Annotated in this window: 20 protein-coding genes and 2 pseudogenes; 12 read left to right on the forward strand and 10 right to left on the reverse strand. The window is 62.8% G+C overall.

The window, feature by feature from the left end; genetic code table 11:
* Positions 1–4: 4 nt before the first annotated feature.
* The 6 genes from HQ843_RS25745 to HQ843_RS25770 all read right to left on the reverse strand — a co-directional run bounded on the left by HQ843_RS25745 (position 5) and on the right by HQ843_RS25770 (position 6755).
* On the reverse strand, positions 5–820 hold the full coding sequence (locus tag HQ843_RS25745) for an aldo/keto reductase (RefSeq protein WP_180900534.1): 816 nt from the start codon (positions 818–820) through the stop codon (positions 5–7).
* 4 nt (positions 821–824) lie between these two features.
* A complete protein-coding gene (locus tag HQ843_RS25750; RefSeq protein WP_180900533.1) occupies positions 825–1655 on the reverse strand; it encodes a carbohydrate ABC transporter permease in 831 nt (276 codons plus the stop codon).
* Entirely contained in the window at positions 1652–2512 is an 861-nt protein-coding gene (locus HQ843_RS25755) for a carbohydrate ABC transporter permease (RefSeq protein ID WP_180900532.1), read from the reverse strand. The genes HQ843_RS25750 and HQ843_RS25755 overlap by 4 nt, the downstream gene beginning before the upstream one ends.
* A gap of 236 nt (positions 2513–2748) precedes the next feature.
* Positions 2749–3969: an ABC transporter substrate-binding protein gene (locus HQ843_RS25760; RefSeq protein ID WP_246710222.1), complete on the reverse strand. Its 1221-nt coding sequence runs from the start codon at positions 3967–3969 to the stop codon at positions 2749–2751.
* A 438-nt stretch (positions 3970–4407) separates the two neighbouring features.
* Positions 4408–5577, reverse strand: a complete 1170-nt coding sequence (locus HQ843_RS25765) for an amidohydrolase/deacetylase family metallohydrolase (protein WP_180900530.1) — start codon at positions 5575–5577, stop codon at positions 4408–4410.
* 5 nt (positions 5578–5582) lie between these two features.
* Entirely contained in the window at positions 5583–6755 is a 1173-nt protein-coding gene (locus tag HQ843_RS25770) for a mandelate racemase/muconate lactonizing enzyme family protein (protein WP_180900529.1), read from the reverse strand.
* 257 nt (positions 6756–7012) lie between these two features.
* Here HQ843_RS25770 and HQ843_RS25775 point away from each other — a divergent pair, with 257 nt between their 5' ends.
* A complete protein-coding gene (locus HQ843_RS25775) occupies positions 7013–7807 on the forward strand; it encodes an IclR family transcriptional regulator (protein ID WP_180900528.1) in 795 nt (264 codons plus the stop codon).
* A complete protein-coding gene (locus HQ843_RS25780; protein ID WP_180900527.1) occupies positions 7804–9000 on the forward strand; it encodes a mandelate racemase/muconate lactonizing enzyme family protein in 1197 nt (398 codons plus the stop codon). The genes HQ843_RS25775 and HQ843_RS25780 overlap by 4 nt, the downstream gene beginning before the upstream one ends.
* A 140-nt stretch (positions 9001–9140) precedes the next feature.
* Here the strand turns inward: HQ843_RS25780 and HQ843_RS25785 are convergent.
* Positions 9141–9682: pseudogene (locus tag HQ843_RS25785) on the reverse strand (IS6 family transposase); the annotation flags it as partial.
* Between the two features lie 3 nt (positions 9683–9685).
* Here HQ843_RS25785 and HQ843_RS29625 point away from each other — a divergent pair.
* Positions 9686–9844: pseudogene (locus HQ843_RS29625) on the forward strand (IS481 family transposase); the annotation flags it as partial.
* Positions 9845–10083: 239 nt separating this feature from the next.
* Here HQ843_RS29625 and HQ843_RS25790 read toward each other — a convergent pair.
* Both HQ843_RS25790 and HQ843_RS25795 read right to left on the reverse strand, forming a co-directional pair.
* Positions 10084–11820, reverse strand: a complete 1737-nt coding sequence (locus HQ843_RS25790; protein WP_210275287.1) for a M28 family metallopeptidase — start codon at positions 11818–11820, stop codon at positions 10084–10086.
* A gap of 246 nt (positions 11821–12066) precedes the next feature.
* On the reverse strand, positions 12067–12849 hold the full coding sequence (locus HQ843_RS25795) for an IclR family transcriptional regulator (RefSeq protein ID WP_180900525.1): 783 nt from the start codon (positions 12847–12849) through the stop codon (positions 12067–12069).
* Between the two features lie 238 nt (positions 12850–13087).
* Between HQ843_RS25795 and HQ843_RS25800 the strand changes: the two genes are divergently transcribed.
* From HQ843_RS25800 to HQ843_RS25840, 9 genes are all read left to right on the forward strand, one after another.
* A complete protein-coding gene (locus HQ843_RS25800; protein WP_180900524.1) occupies positions 13088–14734 on the forward strand; it encodes an ABC transporter substrate-binding protein in 1647 nt (548 codons plus the stop codon).
* Positions 14735–14836: 102 nt separating this feature from the next.
* The gene (locus HQ843_RS25805) at positions 14837–15814 is read left to right on the forward strand and encodes an ABC transporter permease (protein ID WP_180900523.1); all 978 of its coding nucleotides are present in this window, start codon (positions 14837–14839) and stop codon (positions 15812–15814) included.
* On the forward strand, positions 15807–16703 hold the full coding sequence (locus HQ843_RS25810; RefSeq protein WP_210275286.1) for an ABC transporter permease: 897 nt from the start codon (positions 15807–15809) through the stop codon (positions 16701–16703). Before HQ843_RS25805 ends, HQ843_RS25810 begins: the two co-directional genes overlap by 8 nt.
* Positions 16700–17716, forward strand: a complete 1017-nt coding sequence (locus HQ843_RS25815) for an ABC transporter ATP-binding protein (protein ID WP_180900521.1) — start codon at positions 16700–16702, stop codon at positions 17714–17716. The genes HQ843_RS25810 and HQ843_RS25815 overlap by 4 nt, the downstream gene beginning before the upstream one ends.
* On the forward strand, positions 17716–18720 hold the full coding sequence (locus HQ843_RS25820) for an ABC transporter ATP-binding protein (protein ID WP_246710223.1): 1005 nt from the start codon (positions 17716–17718) through the stop codon (positions 18718–18720). The genes HQ843_RS25815 and HQ843_RS25820 overlap by 1 nt, the downstream gene beginning before the upstream one ends.
* Positions 18717–19724, forward strand: coding sequence for an NADPH:quinone reductase (locus HQ843_RS25825; protein WP_180900519.1), 1008 nt, complete (start codon positions 18717–18719; stop codon positions 19722–19724). The genes HQ843_RS25820 and HQ843_RS25825 overlap by 4 nt, the downstream gene beginning before the upstream one ends.
* Before the next feature lie 39 nt (positions 19725–19763).
* Positions 19764–21587: a hydantoinase B/oxoprolinase family protein gene (locus tag HQ843_RS25830; protein ID WP_180900518.1), complete on the forward strand. Its 1824-nt coding sequence runs from the start codon at positions 19764–19766 to the stop codon at positions 21585–21587.
* Positions 21574–23616: a hydantoinase/oxoprolinase family protein gene (locus HQ843_RS25835; protein WP_180900517.1), complete on the forward strand. Its 2043-nt coding sequence runs from the start codon at positions 21574–21576 to the stop codon at positions 23614–23616. Before HQ843_RS25830 ends, HQ843_RS25835 begins: the two co-directional genes overlap by 14 nt.
* A gap of 4 nt (positions 23617–23620) precedes the next feature.
* Positions 23621–25000, forward strand: coding sequence for a M20/M25/M40 family metallo-hydrolase (locus HQ843_RS25840; protein ID WP_180903352.1), 1380 nt, complete (start codon positions 23621–23623; stop codon positions 24998–25000).
* A gap of 30 nt (positions 25001–25030) precedes the next feature.
* Here HQ843_RS25840 and HQ843_RS25845 read toward each other — a convergent pair whose 3' ends face one another.
* Positions 25031–25315: a hypothetical protein gene (locus HQ843_RS25845; RefSeq protein WP_180900516.1), complete on the reverse strand. Its 285-nt coding sequence runs from the start codon at positions 25313–25315 to the stop codon at positions 25031–25033.
* Between the last annotated feature and the right edge of the window lie 87 nt (positions 25316–25402).

Raw genomic sequence — 25402 nt, forward strand, 5'->3', positions numbered from 1 at the left:
CCGCTTAGGCGGCGTCGTCCCAGTCGGGCGCCTTGTCCGGGTCAATCAGCCGCATGCCCCGGTCGAGGCCGCGGATGGCGGTCATGTCGTCTGCGCTAAGGTTCACCGAAAGTGATGCGTAATTCTCCCTGAGCCGTCCGGCATTCGAGGAGGCGGGGATGACGATGTGGCCCTCTTCCATCAGGAAGGCGAGCGCGACTGCTGCCGCCGTCACGCCATGGCGGGTGGCGATCTCCGACAGCAGCGGGTCATTGCTGACCCTGCCCTTGGCGAGCGGCATGTAGGCCGTCAGCGGCATGCCGATGCCGCGGGCATGGTCGCGAAGCTTCGGGCTCTGCAGGAAAGGATGGATCTCGACCTGGTCGGTGGCGAGCACGCCCTTGCCAAGCAACGCCTCGGCGCGCTTCAGGTGGCCGATCGGGAAATTCGAAACGCCGATATTGCGGGCAAAACCCCGCGCCTTCGCCTCGGCAAGCGCCTCCATATAGTCCTCAAATGGCACGGCGTCCTTTGCGGAGGGCCAGTGGATCAGAAGCAGGTCGACATGATCAAGGGCGAGCGTTTCGAGGCTTTTCTCGACGCTCGGCATGAAATCGCCTTTGGCTAGGTTTGTGTCCGCGACCTTGGTGGTGACGAAGAAGGCATCGCGGGCGAGGCCGGAACGGGCGATGGCGCGGCCGACATTCTCCTCCGTGCCGTAGCTCTGGGCGGTGTCGATATGGCGATAGCCGATCTCGATTGCGGAAAGCAGGGCGGTGAGGCCGTCCTCGCCGGTGCGGCCGAAGGTGCCGAGGCCGAGTTTCGGGATCGTGGTGTTCATGGGGTCAGCCCTTGGTGGCGCCGGCCATGATGCCGCCGACGAACAGTCTTTGCATGGAGAGGAACAGCACCGCGATCGGCACTGTCATGATCATCGAGGCGGCCATCACGGCGCCCCAGTCGGTGTTGAACTCGGTGGTGAATTCGGCAAGCCCGATCGGCAGCGTCTTCACCGAGGAATCGGTGGCGAAGCAGAGCGCGAAAATGAATTCGTTCCAGGTGGTGACGAAGGCATAGACGGCGACTGCGACCAGCCCCGGAACCGACAGCGGCAAGGTAATGCGGAACAGCACGCCCATCCGCGAGGTGCCGTCGATGATCGCCGCCTCCTCGAGGTCGACCGGGATCGCCTTGAAATAGCTGGTCAGCATCCAGACCGAGAGCGGCAGCGTGATGATCAGGTAGACCAGGATCAGGCCGAGATAGGTGTTGACCAGCCCGAGATAGCGCAACGTCACGAACAGCGGCACGATGATCGCCGCGGTCGGCAGAAGCTGGCCGATCAGCACGAAGGACTGGTAATAGGTTTTGCCCTTGAAGTTGAAGCGCGCGAAGCCGTAGGAGGCGAAGATCGCGAGGATCAGGGCGAGCAGGGTGGAACCGACCGAGATCACCACGCTGTTCAGGAAATAGCGTGGGATATTGCTGTCGAACAGCACGGTCTTGTAGTTGGCGAGCGTCGGGTTCTCCGGGATCCAGGTCGGCGGCACGGTATAGAGTTCGCGCAGCACCTTGATCGACGAAATGCCCATCCACAGGAACGGAAACAGGCAGATACCGGCAACGGCGAGCGAGGCGGCCAGGATGATCAGGCTTGCGGGCAGGGACCGTCTCATCGGGCGACCTCGTTGTTGGACGTCAGGAAGCGGATATAGATCGCGACGATCACCATCGCGAAGGCGAAGAACATTACCGACAGCGCGGCGGCCTGGTTGAACTGGAAGGATTCGAACGCCAGCCGGAAGATCTGGATCGGGGTGATCAGTGTCAGGTTCGCCGGCCCGCCCCGGGTGATGGCGTAGATCGTGGTGATGTGGTTCAGCCCCCAGATCACCAGCAGCAGGGTGACGGCGATGATCACCGGGCGCACCTGTGGCAGGGTGATGTAGATCACCTCGTCCCAGAAGCTCGCGCCGTCGACGCGGGCGGCCTCGTAGAGGTCCTTCGGGATCGACTGCAGGCCGGCCAGCACCATGATGGCGACGAAGGGGAACAGCTTCCAGACATTGATCGCGATCATCGCCGGCATGACGGTGTTCGGATTGGTGAGCCAGCCGACCGGCTTGTCGAGCACGCCGGTGGAGGTCATCATGTAGTTGATGATGCCGAACTCGGTATGGAACATCCACGCCCAGGTGGTGGCGGCGACGATGCCGGGTACCACCCACGGGATCACGGCGACAGCGCGCAGCGCGCCGCGGAAACGGAATTCCTGGTTGAGCAGGATCGCGGTCGCCGTGCCGAGCACCACCTGGAACACGATCGAGCCGCCGACCCACCACAGCGTGTTGATGAAGGCCTGCGGGGTCGCGCGCGATCTCAGCACATTGACGAAATTGTTGGCGCCGACATAGTTGCCGCGCACGTCGGTGACGCTGAGGATACCGGTATAGACCACCGGATAGGCGATCAGGAGCAGCAGCATCAGCACTGCCGGCAGGGCAAACAGCAAGCCTGTCGAGGGCCGTTTCATGGTCATTCTCCGTAAAGGCTGCCGGGTCCCGGATGGTCCGGCCTGTTTCGGCCTCCCGCTTGAGGGAGAGATGCCGCAACGTCGGGTGAAGGCGCCTCGCAACAAGGTTCGCGCGCTTGGGAGTGACGCGATGCCGTCCTCCGACTTTTCACGACATCTCACCCTCAAGGGGGAGACTGGTCGAAGCTCCGGACAAGCCCCCGGAGCGGCGAGGCTCCGGGGGTGGCTCTGGTCGGTTACTGGTCGAGAAGCGCCTGGATGTCCTCAGCCGCGAGGTCCATGGATTCCTGGGCGGTCTGCTGGCCGAGCAGGATGCGCTGGATGCCGTCGAAATAGGCCTGGGTGATCTGCACCCAGTTCTTGTGGATCGGCAGCGGCCGGGCATAGGGCAGCATGTCCTTGTAGACCTGCAGCAGCGGCGTGTTGAACCGCTCCATGTCCATGGCGGATTTGCGGGCCGGGAAGGTATCCGTGTAGTTGCCCATGTTCTCCGCCTCGGTCAGGAAGCTGATCAGCGTCTTGGCGTCGTCCGGATTGGGGGCGTCCTTCGGGATGACGAAGCTCCAGCCGGCGAGAATGCCGGAGGTTTCCTTGCCGTCGGGATAGGGCGTCATCATCACGCCGATATCGATGTTCGGATTTTCCTGCTGGATCGAGGCGAGGTCGAACTGGCCGGACTGGTACATCGACACGGTGTTGGCGATGAACAGGCGGCGGTTGGCCGTGCCGTCATTCTCGAGCGTCGAGGCCGGCGAGGAGCCGTCCTTGTAGAAATTGGTCCAGTATTCGACCGCCTCGACGGCGGCTTTCTCGTTGACGGTCGCCTTGGTCAGGTCGTCGGAGACGATGGTGCCGCCATTCATCCAGATGAACGGAAGCGAGCGATAAAGCGTGTTGCCGACCTCGCCGCCGCCGGTGATGGCGAAGCCGTAATGGTTGTCCTTGCTGAGCGTCGCGGCCACGGTCTTCAACTCTTCCCAGGTCTTCGGCGGGCTGTCCGGATCGAGCCCGGCGGCCGAGAAATCACCGCGGTTGTAGATCACGGCCATGGTCTCGATACGGTAGGGGATGGCGTAGAGCTCGCCGTCATAGGTGACGTAGTCGAGCGCGGCCTTGACGTAGTCGTCCCTGTCCTCGATCACGTCGCCGAGTGGTTGCACCAGATTGCCCTCGGCATAGCCGTTCACCCACGGGCTCTGGACGTCGATGATGTCGGGCGTCGAGCCGGACATCAGGGTCGTGATGATGCGCTGCGGCAGGCCGTTGGTGGTGGTGATCTCGAGATTGACCCTGATATCGGGATGGGCTTCCTCGAAGGCGGCCTTCAGCTTCTGGGCGCGCGCCTCGTTGAAGTTGGGCGTCCACCAGGTGACGTCGCCGGCAAAGGCCATTCCGGACGCGAGCGTCAGCGCCGATACCGAGATGGCGACGAGCGCCGAAAATTTCATCGCGGTCATTGTCATGTTTCCTCCATTGCCACGGCGTCTTGCCGCGGCATCTCCCATGCGTCCGCGCCGGGCCTCCCGCCCGCCGGTCGCGCTCCTCCTGCCGTCAGCGGGACGGCCTCTCATGTGGCAACTGCCCGCAGCGGCGGACAGTTCGCGAACCGCTGGAAAATCTCCTGCTTCAATTCGATAAGTTCAAATATGAATAATATCAGTTCGCAATTTAACTATGATCTTGAACTTCCCTTAAGTCAAGTCGAGGGCACGAGGGATTTTCGTTGAAACAAGTCATTGAAAATAAATTATTATTTTTGAGAAGGCATCGACACGCACGCAGACCGCGAGCAAATTGCGCGCTCCTGCTGATCGTCAGGTTGCGAGTTCAAATACGAACAGAGGGAGTGCAACAAGGCTCGGGCAGCCACACGAGCCGGGCCTTGTTGTTGCAACTCAGTAGCGCCGCGCGTCCTCGCGTCCGTCATCGACCGGCGTGGCCGGTTCGCCGGCGCGCATGGTCATGACGTTTTCGAGTTTCATCCGGCTCTTGCGGGTGGCGCCGAGGGAATCGATGAAGGTGAAATCGCCCTCGGCGAGCCGAAACAGCGCGATATCGGCCTCGCCGCCTTCCGCAAGCCGGCCGAGTTCCGGGCGGCCGAGCACATCGGCCGGGGCCGAGGTCGCAAGCCGCAGCACCTCGGCGAGCGGCATGCCGAGCGCCAGGAATTTCGCCATCACATGCGGCAGGTCGAAGACCGGGCCGGCGATGTTGTGGGCGTGCAGGTCGGTGCTGATCGCATCGAAGGCGAGGCCATCGGCAAGCGCCGCCTCGGCATGGGTGAAGGAAAAGCTCGCGCCGCCATGGCCGACGTCGAGGCGCACGCCACGCGCGATCGCATCCTTCAGCGCCGGCTTGATCCGGCCGTCAGCCCCGATCGATGCGCCGCCGGGCGCGGGATTGAAGATATGGGTCAGGATGTCGCCGGCCTTCAGGAACGGCAGCACCTCCTCCAGCACCGGCGGGGCGAGCCCGACATGGACCATCAGCGGTACGCCCAGCATATCGGCGGCCTCGCGGGCAAGCGGCAGGACGACCCCGGCATTGCCGCCGGTGGCATTGTTGCTGGCGCGCAGCTTGATGCCGGCGACCTCACCGGGAAACTGCCGCGCGATCCGGCCGATTTCCTTCAGGTCGGCGAAGCGCCAGTCGCACAGCTCCCCGACCTCGAGGCTGAGATTGCCGGCGGGCGTCAGCCCGATATAGGAGAGGTTCAGGAACGGGATGATCCGCATCCGCGCGGATTTTATCACGTGGTGGTAAAATCCCTCGAAGGTCGCGGCCCCCGCCGAGCCGCAATCGACCCAGGTGGTGACGCCGCTCCTCGGCCCGATCTTGTCGGCATTGACGCCGAGCAGGGTTCCGGCCCAGTAGGCATGGGTGTGCAGGTCGACGAGGCCGGGCATGACCAGCAGGCCGCCGGCCTCAATCACCTGATGGCCGTCCGGCAAGATGTCCGGCGCGATCGCGGTAATCCGGGTGCCTTCGGTCGCGACATCGGCGATGGCATCGAAGCCGGAGGCCGGATCGATGATCCGGCCGCCCCTGATGAGAAATTTCGCCATCGTTCTCAGTCGTTCCCGGTCAGCGTTTCCGCGCCGGTCGCGATCCCCTTGGTGTTCATCGAGCCGTCGAACAGCGGCACGTCATAGGGCTCGTAGGGGAAGTTGGCGCAGGCCTCCTCGATCAGTTCGACGCCGAGGCCGGGCGCGGTCGGGGCCAGGAGATCGCCATTGTCGAAGCGCAGCGTCTCCTTCACCAGCGTCTTGCGCCACGGCACGTCGACCGACACCGTCTCGAAGATCGCGAAGTTCGGGATCGCCACTGAAGTATGCAGCGTCATCGCATTCATCACCGGCCCGACCGGATTGTGCGGGGCGAGCGGGATCAGGTGGGCATGGGCGAGATGGGCGATGCGCTTGGTCTCCGAAAGCCCGCCGAAATGCGAGACATCGGTCTGCAGCACGTCGACGGCGTGCTTGGAGAGCGCCTCCAGCACCTTGCCCGGCTCGAACCAACGCTCGCCGGCGGCGATCTCGACCGGCGAGTTGGCGCGCACCTCGGCCAGCGCATCGATGTTTTCCGGTGGTGTCGGCTCTTCGATCCAGCGCAGGTCGAAACGGGCGAGTTCCCGGCACATCGCGATCGCCGTCGGCACGTTGAGCCGGCCATGGACGTCGAGCATCAGGTCGATATCGGGGCCGACGGCATCGCGCACGGCGCCCACGATCTCGATGGTCTCGCGGCGCTGTTTGCGGCTCATCTCTAGGTCGGCGACGTCGAAGGGGTCCCATTTCAGCGCCCGGTAGCCCATCCGCACGGCGTTGCGGGCGCGCTCGGCATATTCGTCCGGCGTGGTTGCGCCGAAGAACCAGTGGTTAGCGTAGCAGGCGATGCGGTCGCGGTATTTGCCGCCGAGCAGCTCGAACACCGGTACGCCGAGCGCCTTGCCCTTGATGTCGAGCAGGGCGGCGTCGATGGCGCCGAGCGCGGTGCGGAACACGGCGCCGGTGCGCCAGTAGCTGTCGCGGTGCAACCGCTCGATGATCGCGTCGCTGGCGAACGGGTCGTGGCCGATCAGCGCGCGTTCGAGTTCGTGGAGCGCCGAGACGATGGTTTCGGTCTTCCATTCGAGCGTCGCCTCGCCGACGCCGTCGATGCCGTCATCGGTATAGAGCTTGACGAACACGAAATTGGTGCGCGAGACATTGGCGACGAAGGTTTTGAGCTTGGTGATCTTCATGTCCGGACGGGCCCTTGCTGTCGAAACGGGATGCCGGCGCCGGCGGGTGGCCACCCGGGCCTATGCGCCTGTCGCCGAGCGGCCGGACCCTCTGGTCCCACCGGCTTTTTGCTACTAGACTAACCGGGTTCGCGCCTTTGCCGCGCGGTTTCCTCCCCGTGAACTGGATTCCTTTGCCAATTCATATATGAACTATTGCAGTTCAATTGTTAATGCTATAATCCGTTCCGCCAGAAAGTCAATCAAGCCGGGGATGCATGGAACAGTCGGTCGAACCCGCCGCGCAGAAACACACAGTTCCGGTCATCGACCGGATGATGGAAGTGCTTGGCCTTTTGGAGCGTCGGCCGGACGGGATGACCATCCGCGACCTGTCGAAGGCGCTCGACCAGCCGCGCACCACGGTCTATCGCATCCTCAACACGCTGCAGGTCCATCAGGTCGTGCGCCGCGACGATGACGGTTTTTACTATCTCGGCGCACGGCTGCTGCAACTCGCCGCGCAGGTCGCCGGCAGTTCGGGACAGGTCGATATCGCGGCGCTGAGCCAGCCGGTGCTCGACCAGCTTGCCGACGAGATCGGTGAGAGCTGCAAGCTCTCGGTGCTTGATGACAAGGGCTTGCTGGTGATCGCGGTGTCACAGGGGCGGCGCGATTACGCGCTGTCGGTCACGCCCGGCCAGCGCATGCCGGCCCATGTCGGCGCGGCCGGCAAGTTGCTGCTCTCCCATCTCGACGGAGCCGAGCTGGAAAGCCGGCTCGCTAAGCCGCTCGTGGCGATGACCGCGAAATCGGTGACCGATCCGCAGCGCCTGCGCCGCGAGTTGGTGCGCATCCGCAAGCAGGGCTACGGCCATGACGCGGGCGAGCACATGGCGAGCATCCAGGCCGTGTCCGCGCCGGTCTATGATCGCGCGGGCAAGATGCTGGCGGCGATCAGCGTTCCCTTCCTCAGGGGTACAGAGCAGGAGCGCATCGATGAAATCCGCGAGGCCGTCATCAAGGCCGCAAAGGGCCTGACGGCAGCACTCAAGGCACAGGCCATTCCATGAAGATAACAGATGTCCGGTGCGCCGTGATCGGCCGCCATCCAGTGGTGCGCATCCTCACCGACGCGGGGATCTCGGGCTATGGGCAAGCCGAGTTCTGGAAACCCTACCTCAAGCGCCACATCCTCGATTTCCGCGATATCCTGATCGGCGAGGACCCGACGCTTGTCGAGCGCACCATGCTGAAGATCCGCCAGCGCGGCAGTTTCAAGCCGGCAGGCGCCGCCGTCTCGACCATCGAGATGGCGCTCTGGGATATCGCCGGCAAGGCCGCTGGCGTGCCCGTCCATCGCCTGCTCGGCGGCAAGGTCCGCGACCGGGTGCGGGTCTATAATGGCGGCGTCCGGTTTCCGATGGCGGGCTACGGTCCGCAGGATTATGCCGAGGACACGAAGCGGATGCTCACTGCGCCGGAAGGTTTTACAATCATCAAGCAGCCGATCGCCTTCCATTCCGACATGAAGCGCCAGGTGCCGGACTTCTATTATGGCGAACCGCGCCGGAGCGAGCTTCACGGCGCGCTTGACCGTGGTCCGATCACCGAGCGCGGGCTGAAGCATGTCGTCGAATGCGTGGCGGCGATGAAGGCGGTGACCGGCGACCGCGTCGGCCTCGCGCTCGATTGCGGGCCGGGCTGGATGTTGCCGGATGCGCAGCGCTTCGCCCGCATGGTCGAGCCCTATAACCTGATGTGGCTGGAAGACCTGCTGACCGGCGATTACACCCCTTACGTCAATGCCGGTGTCTATCGCGAACTCACCCGCGTGTCGCCAACGCCGATCCATACCGGCGAGCAGATCTATCTCCGGCAGAATTTCAAGGAACTGATCGAGACCCAGGCGGTCAACGTCATCGGCCCCGATCCGGCCGATGTCGGCGGCATCGCCGAGCTGAAATGGATCGCCGAATATGCCGATCTCCACGGCATCCTGATGGCGCCGCACGGCACGGCGAACGGGCTTCTGGGTCTCGCCGCCCTCGTCCAGGTCTCGGCCACGCTGCCCGCCAATTTCATCGCTTTCGAATACCCGATCGCCACGCCTGACTGGTGGGCGGAGATCGTCGAGGGTCTGCCGGACCCGATCGTGAAGGACGGCATGATCACCGTTTCCGACCGCCCCGGCATGGGCGTAGAGTTTATCCCCGAGCGCGCCATGCGCTATCTGGAGGACGAGGATCGCGGCTTTTTCGATTGAGCCGTGGCGCTCAGATTGCTGCCAGAATTATTCCGAGATGTCGCTGGGATGTGCCGTCGTCAGCATGTCCTGATAGATGCCAGCCGTCGGTATTGTAAACTTAACGCTCCGCATTCAAGATAGGGGGCTGAAACGTTGGTTCAGGCGACTTGAATGCCGGCGATTTGGCACCATGCTTGCATGGCTGTTTTTCGCAATTCGCGGTGATGGGCGGATGGAATGTCGTGGCGGGGAATGCGAAAGAGGTTGGCAATCGGATCGTGGATGGAAACGCACCTTTGAAGGTGCCTAGCTGACTTGAAGCGCCTCATAATCCTTTCACGCCGTCGGACAGGCTGATGAGAATTTTCGACCCGATTGTTCAAGCCCTTGTGAGAGCGATGTTCAACACCGGGCATGATATCGCGCTTCGCCGAACCGTAGGATCGAAGTTTGTCGGTAATAATTACACGCGGCGAACGGCATTGCCCTTTCAGCAGCTTTCGCATCAAGCGCCTTGCCGGCGATCGTGATGACAACCTCATCGATGTGCCATTTGTCACTGAGCCTGCCGGCTGAGCGCCTCCGGATACCATTGGCAAAATACCGGCCGAACTTCTCCGCCCAGGGCCTCAAGGTTTGGTGAGACGACGACGCCACGGGCGGCAAGCATATCCTGGACCATACGCAGGCTCAGCGAAAACAGTGCCCCGATGAGGCATCCCGGATCGCCTTCACCGACATTTTTCCGAACCCAAAGGCCGAGAGCGCCATCACCTTCCTCAAGGCGGCAGTCGGTTGTTGCGCCAGCCTCGGCACTATGGTGAAGCGGATCATGACCGACGGTTCGTGCTACATCGCCAGGGATTTTGCAAAACCCTGCTAGACCGGCGGCAAGACACGCGAGGCGATAGCCATATGGCTCTTTGCAAGCCCGATATCGAGAGGCTTTCTGATCCTGGTCGTCGGCCGGCTTGCGCCTGTAGCCGTCCGGATGGCGTCCGCGAAGACGGCAATTCCGGACCTGAGCCACGGCAAAACACACAATCCAGCTCCCGTCAGGTCGGTCTCAGACGGGCACAGGCGAGCCTGCGCGCCACTGTTTCAGCCGCCTCGGGCTGTTGCGGTCTCTATCAGCGCCCCCGCTTGCTTTAGCGCAGCGATGACGCGGTTCTGCCCGCGCACCAGATGTGTCCGGGCAAAGCCAAGCTTTGCCGGACCCAGCTTGTCGAGGTCCGCTGCTGCAGAAAGGGCAGGCAGAGCCGGGATCGGGGTCGCCGGATCGTGACGGAAGCGCTGCTCACGGGTGAAGTTCAGCGGAACGAGAATGCGGGCAAGCCGCTGGATGACACTGTTGGCGGCGGCAGGCGGCACACTGCCATCGGCTATGCCGTCGTAAAAGACAGAGAGTTTCGCCTTCAGCGCTTCCGCCTCGCTGCGGACTGGCGTCAGATCGAAGCGGTCTCCGGCCTTGCCTTGATAGCCATCGATCGTCTGGAGGAATTCCTCGGCGGTCTTGCGCCAGTCAAAGGGCAATATTTCCGCATTGGCATTGCGCAGGACAGCCAGAAGATAGACCTTGATGTCACGCAGGAGAATATCCTTATCGGCGATCTCAAGCGTATCGTTTTCCGTGTGCCAGGCGATATTGCCGCCGCAGCCGCCGACCGTGTAATAGCCCTTCTCCTCGCGGGCGCGCTCAGCCATGGTCGATGACAGCATCAGATAGCTCGTGAGCCCGATATTGTTGAAGGAATAGTCGCCCGCCCGGTGCGGACGCTCGCCCTCGGCGGTCTTGCCGGCCACTTCCGCGATCACCTCGGAAAGGAAATCCTCAGCTTCGCTCATCATGCACAGATTGATGAACTCCGTTGCCCAGCGGCAGCCGGGACTGTCGCAATTGACCGAGGCCACGCAGTTCTCGTCAAGGTCGAGCGCGAAATGATCGGCGAACCACGTCGATCCGGCATAACGGCCGGTGGAGTGGCCCGGCCACCAGCACACGCGCACCGAACGTTTCAGCTTGTCGCGGTTTTCATAGAGAACCCGCGCCATTTCGAGAAGCGAGGCGTCGCCGGTCGCGTTGTCGCCAACGCCGACATCCCAACTGTCCAGATGACCGTGCAGCAGGATGTATTTCTCCGGCTCCTCAGTGCCTTCGATGAAGACTTCCGGCAGCATCGAGGAATACCAACCCTCCTCCATTTCGGCGAAGACAGTGACCTCCATCCCCGCCTTCGCCAGTTCGATCAGCGCATCGCCGCTTTCGCGATTGACGGCGACGGCCGGGATACGCGGTTTGCGCGGCAGGTCATCGAGATCCGGCGTGCCCCAGATTGTCGTGCAGATGCCCCAGTGAATATCGACGCCGGGATTGATGGCGATCACCCCGATCGCGCCAAGCTCCGTGAACTGGGCGACAAGGCCCGGATTGGCGAAACCTTCCGAGAGGACAATCTTGCCGGAAACGAGCGCAGCAAGATCGCCCGCATCCTCCACCGAGCGCTCGAACATGGTCGAGATCGCTCTCGGCTGGTTGCTCGCCACATAGACGAGTTCGCCGCAAAGGCCATCGCGCGCATCGACGCAATAGGCCGGCGGCTTGGCCCGAAAAGTCTTGCCCGAAGCCTCCACACGCGCCTTGCCGGGCAGGCTCAGATAGAGTTCGGGTTGGTGCATGGTGACGGGAACGCCGTGTTTTTCAAGGCGTGTCCTGACCTCGTTCATGCCCCGGTTCACATCGTCTGGATGCTCGCGCTTGTAGGTGGAGAAGCTTTCGACCAGTGCCCAGGGGGCGTCAAGCGACACGTCGCCAATTATAGCGGATTCAATATCGTTCACAGCTGTCATCCTCTCTTTGTTTTACTCAATAAAACGACGTTTCATTTTTATTAAGGATAACAGAGGGCTGCGGTCGCGGCAAGCGTTTACGAATTCACTCGCAGGGAGACGGGCATTTAAGTGCGGTGGGGCCGACACGCCGGCAAAGGCCTACCCCCGGGTGGCGCGTCGGCAAGCCGCCTCACGGCCGGCAGGCCGGTTGTCGAAGGCAGATTGAAACGGGGACGCAGACGGCGGCGATCGCGCTCAGTCCACCTTCAGGAGGCCACCCACGGCGAGCTTGTCCGAGATTCGGCGGCCGGCCTCAAGTGCGGCCTCCAGATTGGCGGCGCGACGTTCCTCGTCAAGGCGCATGACGGCGCCGGCGACCGAGATCGACGCGGTCACCGTCCCGTCCGCCGCTGTAATCGGCGCGGCCACCGAGAAAGCACCCTCGTCGAGATCATTGGCGACGATGTTGTAGCCGCTTGCGCGAATGCGCTCGAGCGTCTGGCTCAGCTTTTCCGGATCGGTGATGGTGTAGGGCGTAAAGGTTTCGAGCGGCTTTGCCAGAACCTCCTCGATTACCGCGGGTTCGGCATAAGCAAGAAGCAGTTGCGAACTGCCGCCGGCATGCAACGGACCGAAACGGCCGGCCTGGGCGAACAGGCGCATGGAATGCCGCCCCGGCCGCGTTGCCAGCACATAGCTCTCGCTCCCGTCACGGATCACCAGATTGACGTTTTCGGAGGTGACGTCCCGCAGCCAGTCCATCACCGGACGCGCAGCGAACAACAGGCCGCCATCCTTGCCAAGGCATTCCCCAAGCACGCCGATACGGTAGCCGAGCGCATATTCGGAACGCTCCGCGTCACGCGAGACAAAGCCGCGTTCCTCAAGCGTGAACAGGATCCGGAAAATCAGGGATTTCGTCATGCCAAGCGATTTGGCAAGTTCCGTCAGGCCCTGATTGGGCCGCGCCGCAAGCGCCTCCAGCACCAAAATGGCCCGGTCGACGGCGGCGATCGTATAGTCTTTTGCCTCGGTCACGTTTCATGCCCCCCTGCTTTGACAACATATTCACGACTTGCAATCGTGACAGAATCTGCTTTACTTAGAATTACGAAACAGCGTTTTACTGAATAAAACACTTGCGATTTCGTTTCAAGCTCCCTCGCGAGCTTTCCTTTCGAAAATACCGGCCAGACCGGCGAACGCCGTTTCCAAGATATAACCGGAAAAATCCGGACACGATAAAAAGAACCAAACCGTTCAGAGGAGAACGACCATGAAATATATCGCGCGGGCTTCACTTGCCGCGTTGCTGGCGTCCACGGCGGCTTTCCCCGCCTTTGCGGGCGACCAGATCCGCGAAATCGTGCTTTTCTCCCGGCCGCAGGCCGGACAACAGGCCGAGTTCCAGTCCGTCCAGCTCATTGCCCAGGAATGGCGAAAGCTCGGTCTTGACGTCAAGGTCGAGGTCATGCCCTGGGAACAGATGTCGAATGTCGTCTGGTACGACCGCGACGCCTGGGATGCGACCGCATGGCAGATGGTCGGGCGGCCGGAACGCTCGGACCCGGATGAGCTTCTGTTCAACCTGTTCCACTCGACGACGGCCGAATCCGGCTATAATTTCGTCGGTTACGAGAACCCCGAATATGATTCGATCGTCGAGGCGCAACGCCGCGAGGTCGATCAGGACAAGCGCCGGGAGATGGTGTTCGAGGCCCAGGAAATCCTGAGCGCCGACCAGCAGTACATGATGCTGGTCCACCCGAAATCCACTTTCGCCTTCAACAAGGCTGTCTTCGACCCCGAAACCGTCGTCAACCAGAGCGGCATCGGCATCAAGAACGCCTGGACCTTCATGGATATCGCCCCGCTCGGCGATCAGAAGGATATCGTTCTCAACTCCTCCGACAATGTGAAGTCGATCAACCCGCTCTATATTTCAGGCGGCGTCGACAGCTGGGTCACCGAGCTCGTTTATGACCGCCTTCTGCGCGTCGGTCCCGACGGCCTGCCCCAGCCCTGGGCGGCGGAAAGCCATGAATGGCTCGACGACACCACGATCGCGCTCACGCTGCGCCCCGGCATGACATGGCACGATGGCGAGCCGGTCACGGCCGAGGATGTGAAATTCTCCTATGAGGCGGCCGCCAGCGAAGAGGCGCCGATGTATCAGCCATTCGCCAAGAACATTGACAGCATCGATGTCGAGGGCGATGTCGTCACATTCCACCTGAAGACCCCGCTTGCCTCCTTCCTCACCTCCACGCTCGCCAAGATCAACATCATCCCTGAACACATATGGGGGCCGATCCTGGAGGACCTGAAGGACAAGCCGGAAAACGCCGAAAGCTATCAGGAAGACACGCCGATCGGCTCCGGCCCCTACAAATTCACAAGCTGGACCAAGAACGAGGAGATCGTTCTGGAGGCCAATGGAGATCATTTCCACGCGCCGAAGGCCGATCGCTGGATCCTGCGCATCGTACCGAATGCCGAGGCAGCGCTTGGCATGCTAAAGTCGGGCGAGTTGAACTTTATCGGCGAGTTCCCGGGCGACCCGCAGGTCCTCGTTGACGCGGCCGCGGAGAACGCCGATCTCGAAGCGGTGTCTACCGTCGATATCGGCTTCCGCTATATCGGCTTCAACAACCGCCGCGCGCCCTTTGATGACCCGGCCTTCCGCATGGCGCTGTCCCAGGCGGTCAACCGCCAGCTGATCGCCAAGGCCGCCTATCGCGGCTATGCGGTGCCCTCCAACTCGGTCGTCTCGCCGGCGCTTGAATTCTGGCATGACCCGGCGGTCGAGGACTTCGCGACCGGAACCGATCTCGCCAAACAGACGCTTGAGGATGCCGGTTATACGCTTGACGGCGGCAAACTGTATTATCCGGGCGACATCAAGGAAACGCTCGGCAACTAGGCCAGCGCAATCTCCGAAGAGGCGGCAGACGCGTGCCTGCCGTCCCCTTTTCGACCTTCATGCCTGATTGCCGCAATCGCAACAGGAAGAGGACGGCGCTTCATGTCAACTTTAAAGCCGATCGGCAGTCGCGTGCTGCAGATGATGCTGGTCCTGTGGGCCGTGGTCACCATTCTGTTTCTGATGTTCCGGCTGATGCCGGGAAACCCGATGGCGGCCTATATCGACCCGAACTTCACCCTGGAGCAGCAGCAGATCCTGATGGCTTCCTTCGGGCTCGACAAACCGTTGTGGCAGCAATATCTGATCTATATCGGTAATCTTCTGCAGGGCAATCTCGGCGAAAGCTTCACCTATCGCCAGCCGGTGGCGGATATCATCTTCCCGCTGCTGCCAAACACGCTGATCCTGACCTTCACCTCGCTGATCGTGGCCTATGCCTTCGGCATTCTGGCCGGCGCCTATCTCGCCTGGAAGCGCGGCAACTGGGTCGAGCAGGCGGCCATTCCAGCGGTACTGACCACGCGCGCCATGCCGGAATTCTGGCTCGGCATGGTGCTGCTCGCTATCTTCTCCTTCTGGCTCGGCTGGTTTCCGGCAGGCGGCACGCGCATGGCGGGCGAAAGCTATGACAGTTATTTCGCCCTTTATACTTCGCGCGATTTCCTCGCTCATCTCGCTTTGCCGGCGCTTACCCTTGCAATCTACAGCCAGGGGCTTCCGCTTTTGCTGATGCGATCCAACATGCTGGACGTGATGAAGGAGGACTTCGTCACCATGGCGCGCATCAAGGGGCTTTCGAGCTGGACCGTGGTCGTGCGCCATGCCGCCCGCAACGCGCTTCTGCCGATCATGACCTCGTTCGCGATCGCCGTCGGATACCAGTTGCAGGGCAATGTCGTGGTCGAGACCGTGTTCTCCTGGCCGGGCCTCGGCCGCGAACTGGTGCGCGCCGTCTCTGCCTCGGACTACCCGCTGGCCCAGGGCGCCTTCCTGCTGATCGCGGTGGTGGTGATCCTCATGAACATGATCGCCGACCTTCTCTATGCCCTGCTCGACCCGAGGATCGGCCATGCGTGAGATTGCCTCCTCTGTTTCCAGCGGTCTTGGCCGCTTCGGCCGCGGGCTGAAATTTCCGTTGCGCGACCCTTTCGCCATTGCCGGCATCGTCATCTATGTCGTGTTCATCCTGGCGGCGATATTCGCCCCCGATATCGCCACCCATGACCCGAACGAGATCCTCTATTCCGCCTCATACGATCTGGCCGCCGATCTCAGGCCCGGTCAGGATGGCTTCATCCTCGGCACCACCAGTCTCGGCCGCGACATCTTTTCCCAGCTTGTCTATGGCAGCCGCTCGGCACTGGTGATCGGGCTGACCGCAGCTTTCATGGTGGTGCTGATCGGCTCGCTCGTCGGTATTCTCGCCGGTTATTTCGGCGGCTGGGTCGACACGCTCTTGATGCGGCTTGCCGATATTGCCTTCGGCATCCCGTTCCTGCCCTTCGTCATCGTCATCGCCGCCTTTCTCGAACCTTCGATCTGGAACGTTGTGATCGCCATGGCGCTGGTGCTCTGGCGCGACACCGCCCGCGTCATCCGCAGCCAGGTTCTGACGCTGAGAACCCGCGGCTATGTCGAGGCGGCAAGAATCTCCGGCTCCTCCAGTCTCAAGATCATCGCCCGCCATGTCGCGCCCAACGTCCTGCCGCTCTCCTTCCTCTACGGATCGATCGCGATCGGCTGGGCGATCCTGACGGAGGCCTCGATCAGTTTTCTGGGCTTCGGTGATCCGAACTCGATCAGCTGGGGCTACATGCTGCAGGATGCCTTCGCCAGCCAGGCGCTCGCCAAACAGGCCTATTACTGGTTCTTGCCCCCGGGCCTGTGCATCATCCTCGTCGTCAGCGCGGGCTTTTTCGTCACGCGCGGCTATGAAAACCTCCTGTTTCCGAAGTTGAGCCGATGAGCGAACCACTTCTTTCCGTTGACAATCTCAGCGTCTCCTACAAGGTCCCCGGTGGCCTCGTCCATGCCGTCGATGGCGCAAGCTTCGATGTGCCCGAGGGCTCGATCACCGGCCTCGTCGGTGAATCGGGCTGCGGCAAGACCACCGCCGCACGGGCGCTGACACGGGTGATGGCCGACAATGCATCGATCTCCGGCGGCAGGATCATGTTTGCCGGACAGGATCTGGCAAAGCTGTCCGAACGCCGGATGAACGCGCTGCGCTGGCGCGATATCGCCTTCGTGCCGCAAAGCGCCATGAACTCGCTCGACCCGGTCTACACCGTCGAATACCAGCTTGCCGAAGTCTTGCGAAAACGCGGCGGCATGGGGCGTAGGGATGCACGCCGCCGCTCGGAGGAACTGTTCGACATGGTCGGCATCGATCGCGGGCGGCTGTCGGATTTTCCTCACCAGTTTTCCGGCGGCATGCGCCAGCGCGTCGCGATCGCCCTAGCACTGGCGCTCGATCCGAAGCTGGTGATCGCCGACGAGCCGGTGACCGCGCTCGATGTCATCGTCCAGCGCCAGATCCTCGACCAGTTGAAGGAATTGCAGGAACGTCTCGGCCTTTCCGTCATCCTGGTGACCCACGACATCTCGGTCGTCGCCTATATCTGCGACCGGACGGTGGTGATGTATGCCGGCAAGGTCGCCGAGGCCGGAACCACCAGGGCCACGCTGATCAAACCCTCGCATCCCTATACGATGGGCCTCAAGAATGCCTTTCCAGACCTGACCGGGGCGGAAACCGGCGCGCTGACGCCAATCGAGGGCGCGCCGCCAAACCTTGCCGATCCGCCGCAAGGCTGCCGGTTTGCCGAGCGCTGTCCCTTCGCCGTCAACATCTGCGCCACCGAACCACCGCTTGTCGCGCTGGATGCGGCCCATCAGGTTGCCTGTCACCGCGCCGGCGAGGCCACGGAATTGCGGGCCAAGGCCGCCAGAACAGAGACATGGGAGGCGGGTCTTTGATGATGTCGGGAAAAAGGAGCGATGTTCTGGTCTCGGTCTTCGAGGCAAAGCTGCACTACAAGGTCGGAAGCGCGCTGTCTGCCATGCGCGGCCATTCGTCCGTGGTGAAGGCCGTCGACGGCGTCACCTTCGATATCCGCCGGGGCGAAAGCATCGGCCTTCTGGGTGAAAGCGGCTGCGGCAAGAGCTCCATGGGAAGGCTCCTCCTCAAACTGGAGGACGTGACCGGCGGCAATATCAGTTTCGAGGGCTATGACCTTGTCGGCATGGGTCGGCAGCGGCTGAAGAAATTCCGCTCCCAGGCGCAGCTGATCTTCCAGAACCCCTTCGATGCGGTCAATCCGCGCTTTTCCATTCGCGCCACACTGGCCGAGCCGCTGGAAAATGCCGGGATCCCCAACAACGATCGCGAAACGAAGATCATCGCAGCGCTTCAACTCGTGAAACTGCCCGATCCGGAACAGTTTCTCGACCGTTACCCGCACCAGCTTTCCGGCGGGCAGTTGCAGCGCGTGGTGATGGCGCGGGCGCTGATCCTCGAGCCCGAATTCGTCGTTGCCGACGAGCCAGTCTCGATGCTCGACGTTTCCGTGCGCGCGGGCGTGCTCAATGTGTTTCGCGATGTCCGCGACCGACTGGGCCTGACGGCGATCTATATCAGCCACGATCTGGCCCTGGTGCGCTATGTCTGCGAGCGCACCATCGTGATGTATCTCGGCCGGATCATGGAAGACGGATCGACCGAGGCCATCGTGCGCGAACCGCTGCACCCCTATACCAAGGCGCTCGTTTCCGCCGTGCCTGTGCCCCATCCCGACCAGAGCCACGCTCCGCTGCCGATCGGACGCGGTGCGCCGGATCCGCGCAATCCGCCCTCGGGCTGCGTTTTCCGCGACCGTTGCCCCAAGGCCTTTGGGCGCTGCGCATCGGACGTCCCGAAGCCGCAGTCCGTCGGCAACCGGCTTGTCGCCTGTCATCTTTACGACGGGGAGACCGGCGCATGAGGGCGGCCTATTACGAGACGACCGGCACCGCCGGCGACGTTCTGAAACTGGGCGATCTCGCCGATCCCGCGCCCGGGTCCGGCGAGGTTCTGGTGGCCGTCAGGGCTTCCGGCATCAATCCGGCGGATGTGAAGCGACGGGCCGGATGGCGCGGCGCGGGCATGGATCACCCCTTGATCATTCCCCACACCGATGGCGCGGGCGAGATCGTCGCCGTCGGAACCAATGTTGACGCCGGTCGCATCGGCGAGCGCGTCTGGCTCTGGAACGCCCAGGGCGGCTATCGGCAGATAGGCCGCGCCTTCGGCACGGCCGCAGAACTGATCGCCATCAACGCGCGCCAGGCCGTCCGCCTGAACGAGCATCTGACCTTTGCGGAGGGCGCCTGCCTCGGCGTTCCCGCCATGACGGCCCATCGCGCCGTGTTTGCCGATGGCAGAGTAACCGACAAGACGGTGCTCGTCAGCGGCGCGGCCGGCGCGGTCGGCCATTTCGCCGTGCAGATGGCAGCGCTCGACGGCGCCCGCGTGATCGGCACCGTCAGCAATGAGGCGTCCGCCCTCCACGCGAAAGACGCCGGCGCCGAGATCACCATCAACCGCACACAGGAGAATGTGGCGGCCCGGATACTGGATCTGACGGATGGCGCGGGCGTCGACCGGATCATCGAGGTCGATTTCGCCGCCAATGCCGCTCTCGCCGCCGCCGTCCTGAAGCCGAACGGCACGATCGCCGCTTATTCCTCTAGCAGCAATCCAGAGCCGGTGCTGTCCTATTACGGCTTTGCTTCCCTCGGCGCCAATCTGCGCTTCATCCAGGGCTTTGCCATCCCCGAGGGTGCGCGCCGTGCCGGTGAGGAGACAATCGATGCGCTTGCAGGATCAGGCCGGTTGAAGGTCGCCATCGGCGCCACATTTTCCCTTGCCGACATCGCCCTTGCCCATGAACGCGTGGAAGCGGGCGGGCTTGGCAATGTCGTCGTCTTTCCCGAAACGCCGGCGTGAAACATCCGCTGCGGACATATTCAGAATGAAGGTAGCCTAATGTCAGACACTATGAATGAAAAACGGGATGGCGGCCCACCGCTCTGCGATCCCGTGACGCTCGAGATCATCCGTGGCGCGGTGGCCGCCGCCCAGGCGGAAATGGAAGCCCTTCTGGAGCGCACGGCGATTTCCGCCTTCATCCGCGAGAAGAAGGATTTCTATACCGCTCTCTTCGATGCGGACGGCGTGATGGCGGTCGGCTCGATGGTGCCGATCTTCGGCGACATGACGACGCCGGTGCTGGAGAAATTTCCGGCCGAGACGATGCAGCCCGGCGATCTCTACTGGTATAATGATTGCTATGGCTCGCGCGGCGCGGTCTCCCATTCCAATGACCAGGTGCTGCTTGCGCCCGTCTTCAAGGATGGCAGGCTCTCGGCCTTCGTGATGAGTTGGGCGCATTTCGCCGATATTGGCGGCATCCATCCGGGCTCGATCAGTCCCGATGCCACGGAGATATTCCAGGAAGGCATCATCGTGCCGCCGACGAAGCTGACCTCTGCGGGCGTCACCAACGAGGCCGCGCTTGAAATCTTCCATCGCAATTCGCGCTTTCCCGACCAGAGCATCGGCGACATGCGCGCACTGATGGCGAGCGTCGATCTCGGCGTACGGAGGATCGGTGAGATTGTCGACCGCTTCGGCGCGGATGTTCTCGCCGACGCGCTTTCCCAGCTGCTGGTGCGTACCCGCAAGCTTGTGCGCGAGAAACTGGCCGAAACATTCGACTACGGCACCTATTCCTTCACCGATGCGATCGATACCGACGGTCATGGCAACGGCCCGTTCAAGATCCGGTTTTCACTGACGCGCGAAAAGACCGATGACGGCGATGACCGGTTCATATTCGACGCCACGGCAACCGACGACCAGGCTCCCGGCCCGGTCAACTTCCTGATGAACCGGGGCGTACCCGGCATGGCGCTCGGTCTGTTCTATCTCGGCGGCGATCCGGCCCAGGTCTGCAATGCCGGCGGACCGAACGCTCTCGATGACGTGAGGCTTCGCGCTGGCTCGCTGCTGCAGCCGGAATTTCCCGCACCGCTCGGCATGCGCGGCCTGACGACGATGCGGGTGCTTTCGGCGATCAACGGGCTCGTCAATGTCGCCGGCGGCAAGGCGCCCGCCGCCAATTCCGCCTATGTGATCACGATCATGCGCGGCAAGTTCCGCGACGAGGACGACGGCCTGCTGAAGCGTTTTCTGCTCGCCGACGGCATCGGTGTCGGCTATGGCGCAAGGCCGGATGCCGACGGCATCGACGCCGTTTATTTCGTCGCCCAGGAAAATTATCCTGTAGAATTTCTCGAGGTCGGCTATCCGGTGCGCCTCCGGCGCTACGGAATTGTCGAGAACTCCGGCGGTGCGGGGAAATTCCGCGGCGGCTGCGGCATCATCCGCGAGTATGAAATCCTCGCCGAGGACATGATGCTGGCGGTCCGGATCGACAGCGTGAAGAACCCGCCCTGGGGCATTCACGGCGGCATGGGCGGCGGCAGCGGCCGCGTCACCGTCAATCCCGGCCTTGAGAGCGAGAGGGGCCTGAAACCGCTTTCCGACGGCAACCGGCTGATCAAGGGCGACATTCTGCGCATGGAAACCGGCGGCGGCGGCGGCCACGGCCACCCCTTCGACCGACCGGAGGAAAAGGTGCTGGCCGATGTGCTCGGCGGCTTCGTCAGCGCCGACGCGGCCGAACGGCTCTACGGCGTCGTCATCCGCGACGGCGCGATCGATCACGCCGCAACAGCGCGGTTGCGCTCCAGCCGCCCCGAGACCAAAGCCTTCCATCGCCAGGAGTATGTCGATGTCCTTGCCTGAAATCACGAGCGCCCTTTCGATCGCCGTCGACATCGGCGGAACCTTTACCGACATCTCGCTTCTGGATCGGCAAAGCGGCAGGGTCTGGCGCGCCAAGACGCCAAGCATTCCCTCCGACCCGTCAGCAGCCTTCCTCGATGGCATCCGCCTTGCCCTCGACGATGCGGGCCTTGAGGCATCGCGACTGACGCAGGTGCTGCACGGCACGACGGTCGCCACCAACATGATCCTTGAGGGCAAGGGTGCCAGAACTGCCCTTATCACCACGCGCGGCTTCCGCCACGTGCTGGAGATCGGTCGCCAGGATATTCCGCGCAAGGCCAATCTCTACAATTGGGTCAAGCCCGAGCGCCCGGTACCGGCCGCCCGCGTTCTCGAGATCGACGAACGCATCGGCCCCGGCGGCGCGGTGCTCGAACCGCTTGACGAGAAGAGCGTATGCCGGGCAGCCGAGGCGATCCGCGCCATGGACGTCACCGCCGTCGGCGTCTGCCTCCTGCATGCTTTCGCAAATGCCGACCATGAAAAACGTGTCGTCGAGCTTCTGCGAGAAGCGCTTCCAGACCATGCCATCACCTGTTCGACCGATATCCTGCCGGTTGTGCGCGAGTTCGAGCGCTCGTTGACCACGGTGCTGAACGCCACCGTCATGCCGGGCGTGACCTCGTATGTCGAAAAGCTGGAACAGCGCCTTGCCGGCGAGAAGGTCGCGGCCCCACTGCTCCTGATGCAATCGAATGGCGGTGTCGCCGGTGCGGCAGCCATTCGCCAGGCGCCGGCGCTGACCGCGCTTTCAGGGCCCGCCGCCGGCGTTGTCGGCGCGAGGGCCGCGGCTTCGGCTTGCGGCATCAAGGATATCATCACCGTCGATATCGGCGGCACCAGCGCCGATATCTGCCTGATCAAGGACGGCGAGATCGGGCTGACCCAACATGGCCGCATCGGCGAATGGCCTCTGCCGCTTCCCATGGTCGACATGGTGACGATCGGCGCGGGCGGCGGATCGATCGCGAAGGTGAGCGATGGCACGTTGACCGTCGGCCCGCAAAGCGCCGGTGCAAGGCCGGGACCCGCCGCCTACGGCAATGGCGGCAAGGAGGCGACGGTGACCGATGCCCATGTGGTGCTCGGCCATCTGCCGGCGAAACTGCTCGGCGGGCGCATGGCGCTGGATGTCGAAGCGGCCTCGGCCGTTGTTGATGCCGGCATTGCTGCGCCCTTGAAGCTTGGACGGGAGGCGGCGGCGCGGGGCATTCTCGCCATCGTCGACAGCCACATGGTTGGCGCCGTCCGCGTCGTCTCCGTCGAGCGCGGCCATGATCCGCGCGATTTCACCCTTGTGCCTTTCGGCGGCGCCGGGCCGCTGCATGGCTGTGCACTGGCGGAGCTTCTGGGCATCCGTCAGGTGATGATCCCGACCGCGCCCGGCGTGTTGTGCGCCGACGGCCTTCTGGCCGCCGACCTCAAGGCCGAATTCAGCCGCACCATGCCGAAGGCCGGCGCGATCGATGTGGAAAGCGCCAGATCCATCATCGACGGTCTCGCGAAACAGGCCGATGACTGGTTTGAGGAAGAGGGCGTTCCAGCGGAAGCCCGCGAGAAACAGGCGATTGCGCTTCTACGCTATCACGGCCAGGGCGGCGAACTGGCCGTTTCCTGGGATGACGATGCCGAAATCGTGGAGGCCCGCTTTGGCGAGGCCCACCGGTCGCTCTACGGTTTCACCCTCGATGCGGCAATCGAACTGGTAACGCTTCGGGTCGAGGCCAGAGGCTGTGTCGAGGCTCCCGAGATCGCCGTCCTTCCGCCGCAACAAGGGGCGATCACGCCTTATGACCATGTGCCGCTGCACTTTCAAAGCGGCACCGAGAATGTTCCCGTCATCGATCGGGCAACGCTCGGCGCGGGCGCGCGCTTCGAGGGGCCTGCTATCCTCACCCAGCTTGACACCACCACCGTCGTCAAACCCGGCTGGCGCGCAAGCGTCGAAGCGTCCGGCGCCGTCATTCTGAACCGCAAGGAGGGCTGAAACCATGACTGCAACCGGACTTGAACCCGTCTTCGCCCATATCGATGCGCATGCCGATGATTTCGTCGCGCGGGTGATGGAATATGTCAGCCACCCCTCGATCAGCGCCCAGAACAAGGGGATCCGCGAGGTCGCCGACATCCTGGTCGCAAAGCTTTCCGCCATGGGCTTTGAGGCCGAGACCATTGCCACAAGGAACCATCCGATGGTGCTCGGCCGCTGGGAGAAGAAACCCGGCAAGCCGACCGTGCTGCTCTACGGCCACTACGATGTGCAGCCGCCGGAACCGCTTGGCGAATGGAACAACCCGCCCTTCGAGCCGACCATCCGTGACGGTCGCATCTATGCCCGTGGCATCGGCGACAACAAGGGTCAGCATTTCGCGCAGCTGATGGCGATCGAGACGCTGCTGGAAACGCGGGGGGAACTGCCCTGCAACGTGCTCTTCCTGCTGGAGGGCGAGGAAGAAATCGGCTCGCCGCATATCGCCGAATTCGTGACCGAACATGCCGGGAAGCTGAAGGCCGACCTGGTGATCACCTCAGACGGTCCGCTGCATGAGAGCGGGCGGCCGATCATCACCTTCGGCGTGCGCGGCGTCGCCTCCTTCGAACTTCGCTGCCGCACGGCGCGGCGCGATGCCCATTCCGGCAATTTCGGCGGCGTGATGCCGCATCCGATCTGGAAACTTGTGCACCTGCTTTCAACGATGAAAAACGAGGCAGGCGAGATCACCATCGAGGGCATCAACGAACCGGTCATTCCCCCGACCAATATGGAGCGCGAGGCCGTCAGCCGTCTGCCGCTGGATCTTGAGGCGATCAAGGCCGATCTCGGCATCACCGAACTGGATGCTCCCGTTGATCGTGCCTATTACGACCGGCTGATGTTCCACCCGACGCTGACGATCAACGGTTTTCACAGCGGCTATGGCGGCGAAGGCACAAAAACGGTGTTGCCCTGCGAGGCGATCGTCAAATGCGATATCCGCCTCGTCGAGCCGCTGACGCCGGACTACGTTTTCGACAAGGTGAGGGCCCATGTGGAGCGCCACGCGCCCGATGTCGCGTTCATCCCCGCAAACGGCATGCTGCCGTCCAAGACGCCGATGGACAGCCCGTTTGCGGCAACCATCGAACAGGCGATTATCGACGCGCGCGGCGAAGCGCCTCTGCTCTACCCGACCGTCGGCGGCAGCCTGCCGGATTACGTTTTCACCAAGATCCTGAAGACGCCGGCCTTCGTGGTGCCCTACGCCAATGCCGACGAGGCCAACCACGCGCCGAACGAAAACCTCGAGATCGAACTCTTCATCAAGGGCATCAAGACCGGTGCGGCGCTTCTGACGCGGATCGGCAGGACGGAAGCCGCTTCGGCTTCCTGAAACGCGGCTTTATCGAGGCCGGCGACTGAGTCAAGCGTTCCGGATACGGGGCATCTTGATCCTGCAGGATGTCCGTCGTCGAATGATCTCGGGCATATTGAAAGCGGCCTTACCGGTCATCGTCTTGGTAAAGAAGGCCCACAGACCGCCGAAGACAAAGATGGCGCTGCCGATGACCCACAAGCGCTGTGGCAGGATGGTCGCGCCGAGAATGTGGATCGGATCGTCGCCGGAAAGGGCCGGAAAACGGTGAAGCTGCTTGTCGAAGATGAACAGCATATCGGCGAGGCTGAAGCCGCCGCATCGTAGAACCATCGTCGCTCGTCTCGCCGATGTTGACCTCCAGAAGCGCGCGAAGCGGCGCTGCGAGGAGAACGAAGGCCCCTCTTAACCGCGTCGTAC

It is taken from the genome of Martelella sp. NC20 (genome assembly GCF_013459645.1).
Taxonomy (GTDB): Bacteria; Pseudomonadota; Alphaproteobacteria; order Rhizobiales; family Rhizobiaceae; genus Martelella.

Excerpts from the sequence above, each read along its gene's own strand:
- HQ843_RS25750 (WP_180900533.1), bottom strand. The coding sequence starts at position 1,655 with ATGAGACGGTCCCTGCCCGCAAGCCTGATCATCCTGGCCGCCTCGCTC.
- HQ843_RS25765 (WP_180900530.1), bottom strand. The coding sequence starts at position 5,577 with ATGGCGAAATTTCTCATCAGGGGCGGCCGGATCATCGATCCGGCCTCC.
- HQ843_RS25825 (WP_180900519.1), top strand. The coding sequence starts at position 18,717 with ATGAGGGCGGCCTATTACGAGACGACCGGCACCGCCGGCGACGTTCTG.
- HQ843_RS25815 (WP_180900521.1), top strand. The coding sequence starts at position 16,700 with ATGAGCGAACCACTTCTTTCCGTTGACAATCTCAGCGTCTCCTACAAG.
- HQ843_RS25810 (WP_210275286.1), top strand. The coding sequence starts at position 15,807 with ATGCGTGAGATTGCCTCCTCTGTTTCCAGCGGTCTTGGCCGCTTCGGC.
- HQ843_RS25835 (WP_180900517.1), top strand. The coding sequence starts at position 21,574 with ATGTCCTTGCCTGAAATCACGAGCGCCCTTTCGATCGCCGTCGACATC.
- HQ843_RS25755 (WP_180900532.1), bottom strand. The coding sequence starts at position 2,512 with ATGAAACGGCCCTCGACAGGCTTGCTGTTTGCCCTGCCGGCAGTGCTG.
- HQ843_RS25840 (WP_180903352.1), top strand. The coding sequence starts at position 23,621 with ATGACTGCAACCGGACTTGAACCCGTCTTCGCCCATATCGATGCGCAT.
- HQ843_RS25805 (WP_180900523.1), top strand. The coding sequence starts at position 14,837 with ATGTCAACTTTAAAGCCGATCGGCAGTCGCGTGCTGCAGATGATGCTG.
- HQ843_RS25845 (WP_180900516.1), bottom strand. The coding sequence starts at position 25,315 with ATGGTTCTACGATGCGGCGGCTTCAGCCTCGCCGATATGCTGTTCATC.
- HQ843_RS25820 (WP_246710223.1), top strand. The coding sequence starts at position 17,716 with ATGATGTCGGGAAAAAGGAGCGATGTTCTGGTCTCGGTCTTCGAGGCA.
- HQ843_RS25800 (WP_180900524.1), top strand. The coding sequence starts at position 13,088 with ATGAAATATATCGCGCGGGCTTCACTTGCCGCGTTGCTGGCGTCCACG.
- HQ843_RS25745 (WP_180900534.1), bottom strand. The coding sequence starts at position 820 with ATGAACACCACGATCCCGAAACTCGGCCTCGGCACCTTCGGCCGCACC.
- HQ843_RS25830 (WP_180900518.1), top strand. The coding sequence starts at position 19,764 with ATGTCAGACACTATGAATGAAAAACGGGATGGCGGCCCACCGCTCTGC.
- HQ843_RS25770 (WP_180900529.1), bottom strand. The coding sequence starts at position 6,755 with ATGAAGATCACCAAGCTCAAAACCTTCGTCGCCAATGTCTCGCGCACC.
- HQ843_RS25780 (WP_180900527.1), top strand. The coding sequence starts at position 7,804 with ATGAAGATAACAGATGTCCGGTGCGCCGTGATCGGCCGCCATCCAGTG.
- HQ843_RS25760 (WP_246710222.1), bottom strand. The coding sequence starts at position 3,969 with ATGACCGCGATGAAATTTTCGGCGCTCGTCGCCATCTCGGTATCGGCG.
- HQ843_RS25775 (WP_180900528.1), top strand. The coding sequence starts at position 7,013 with ATGGAACAGTCGGTCGAACCCGCCGCGCAGAAACACACAGTTCCGGTC.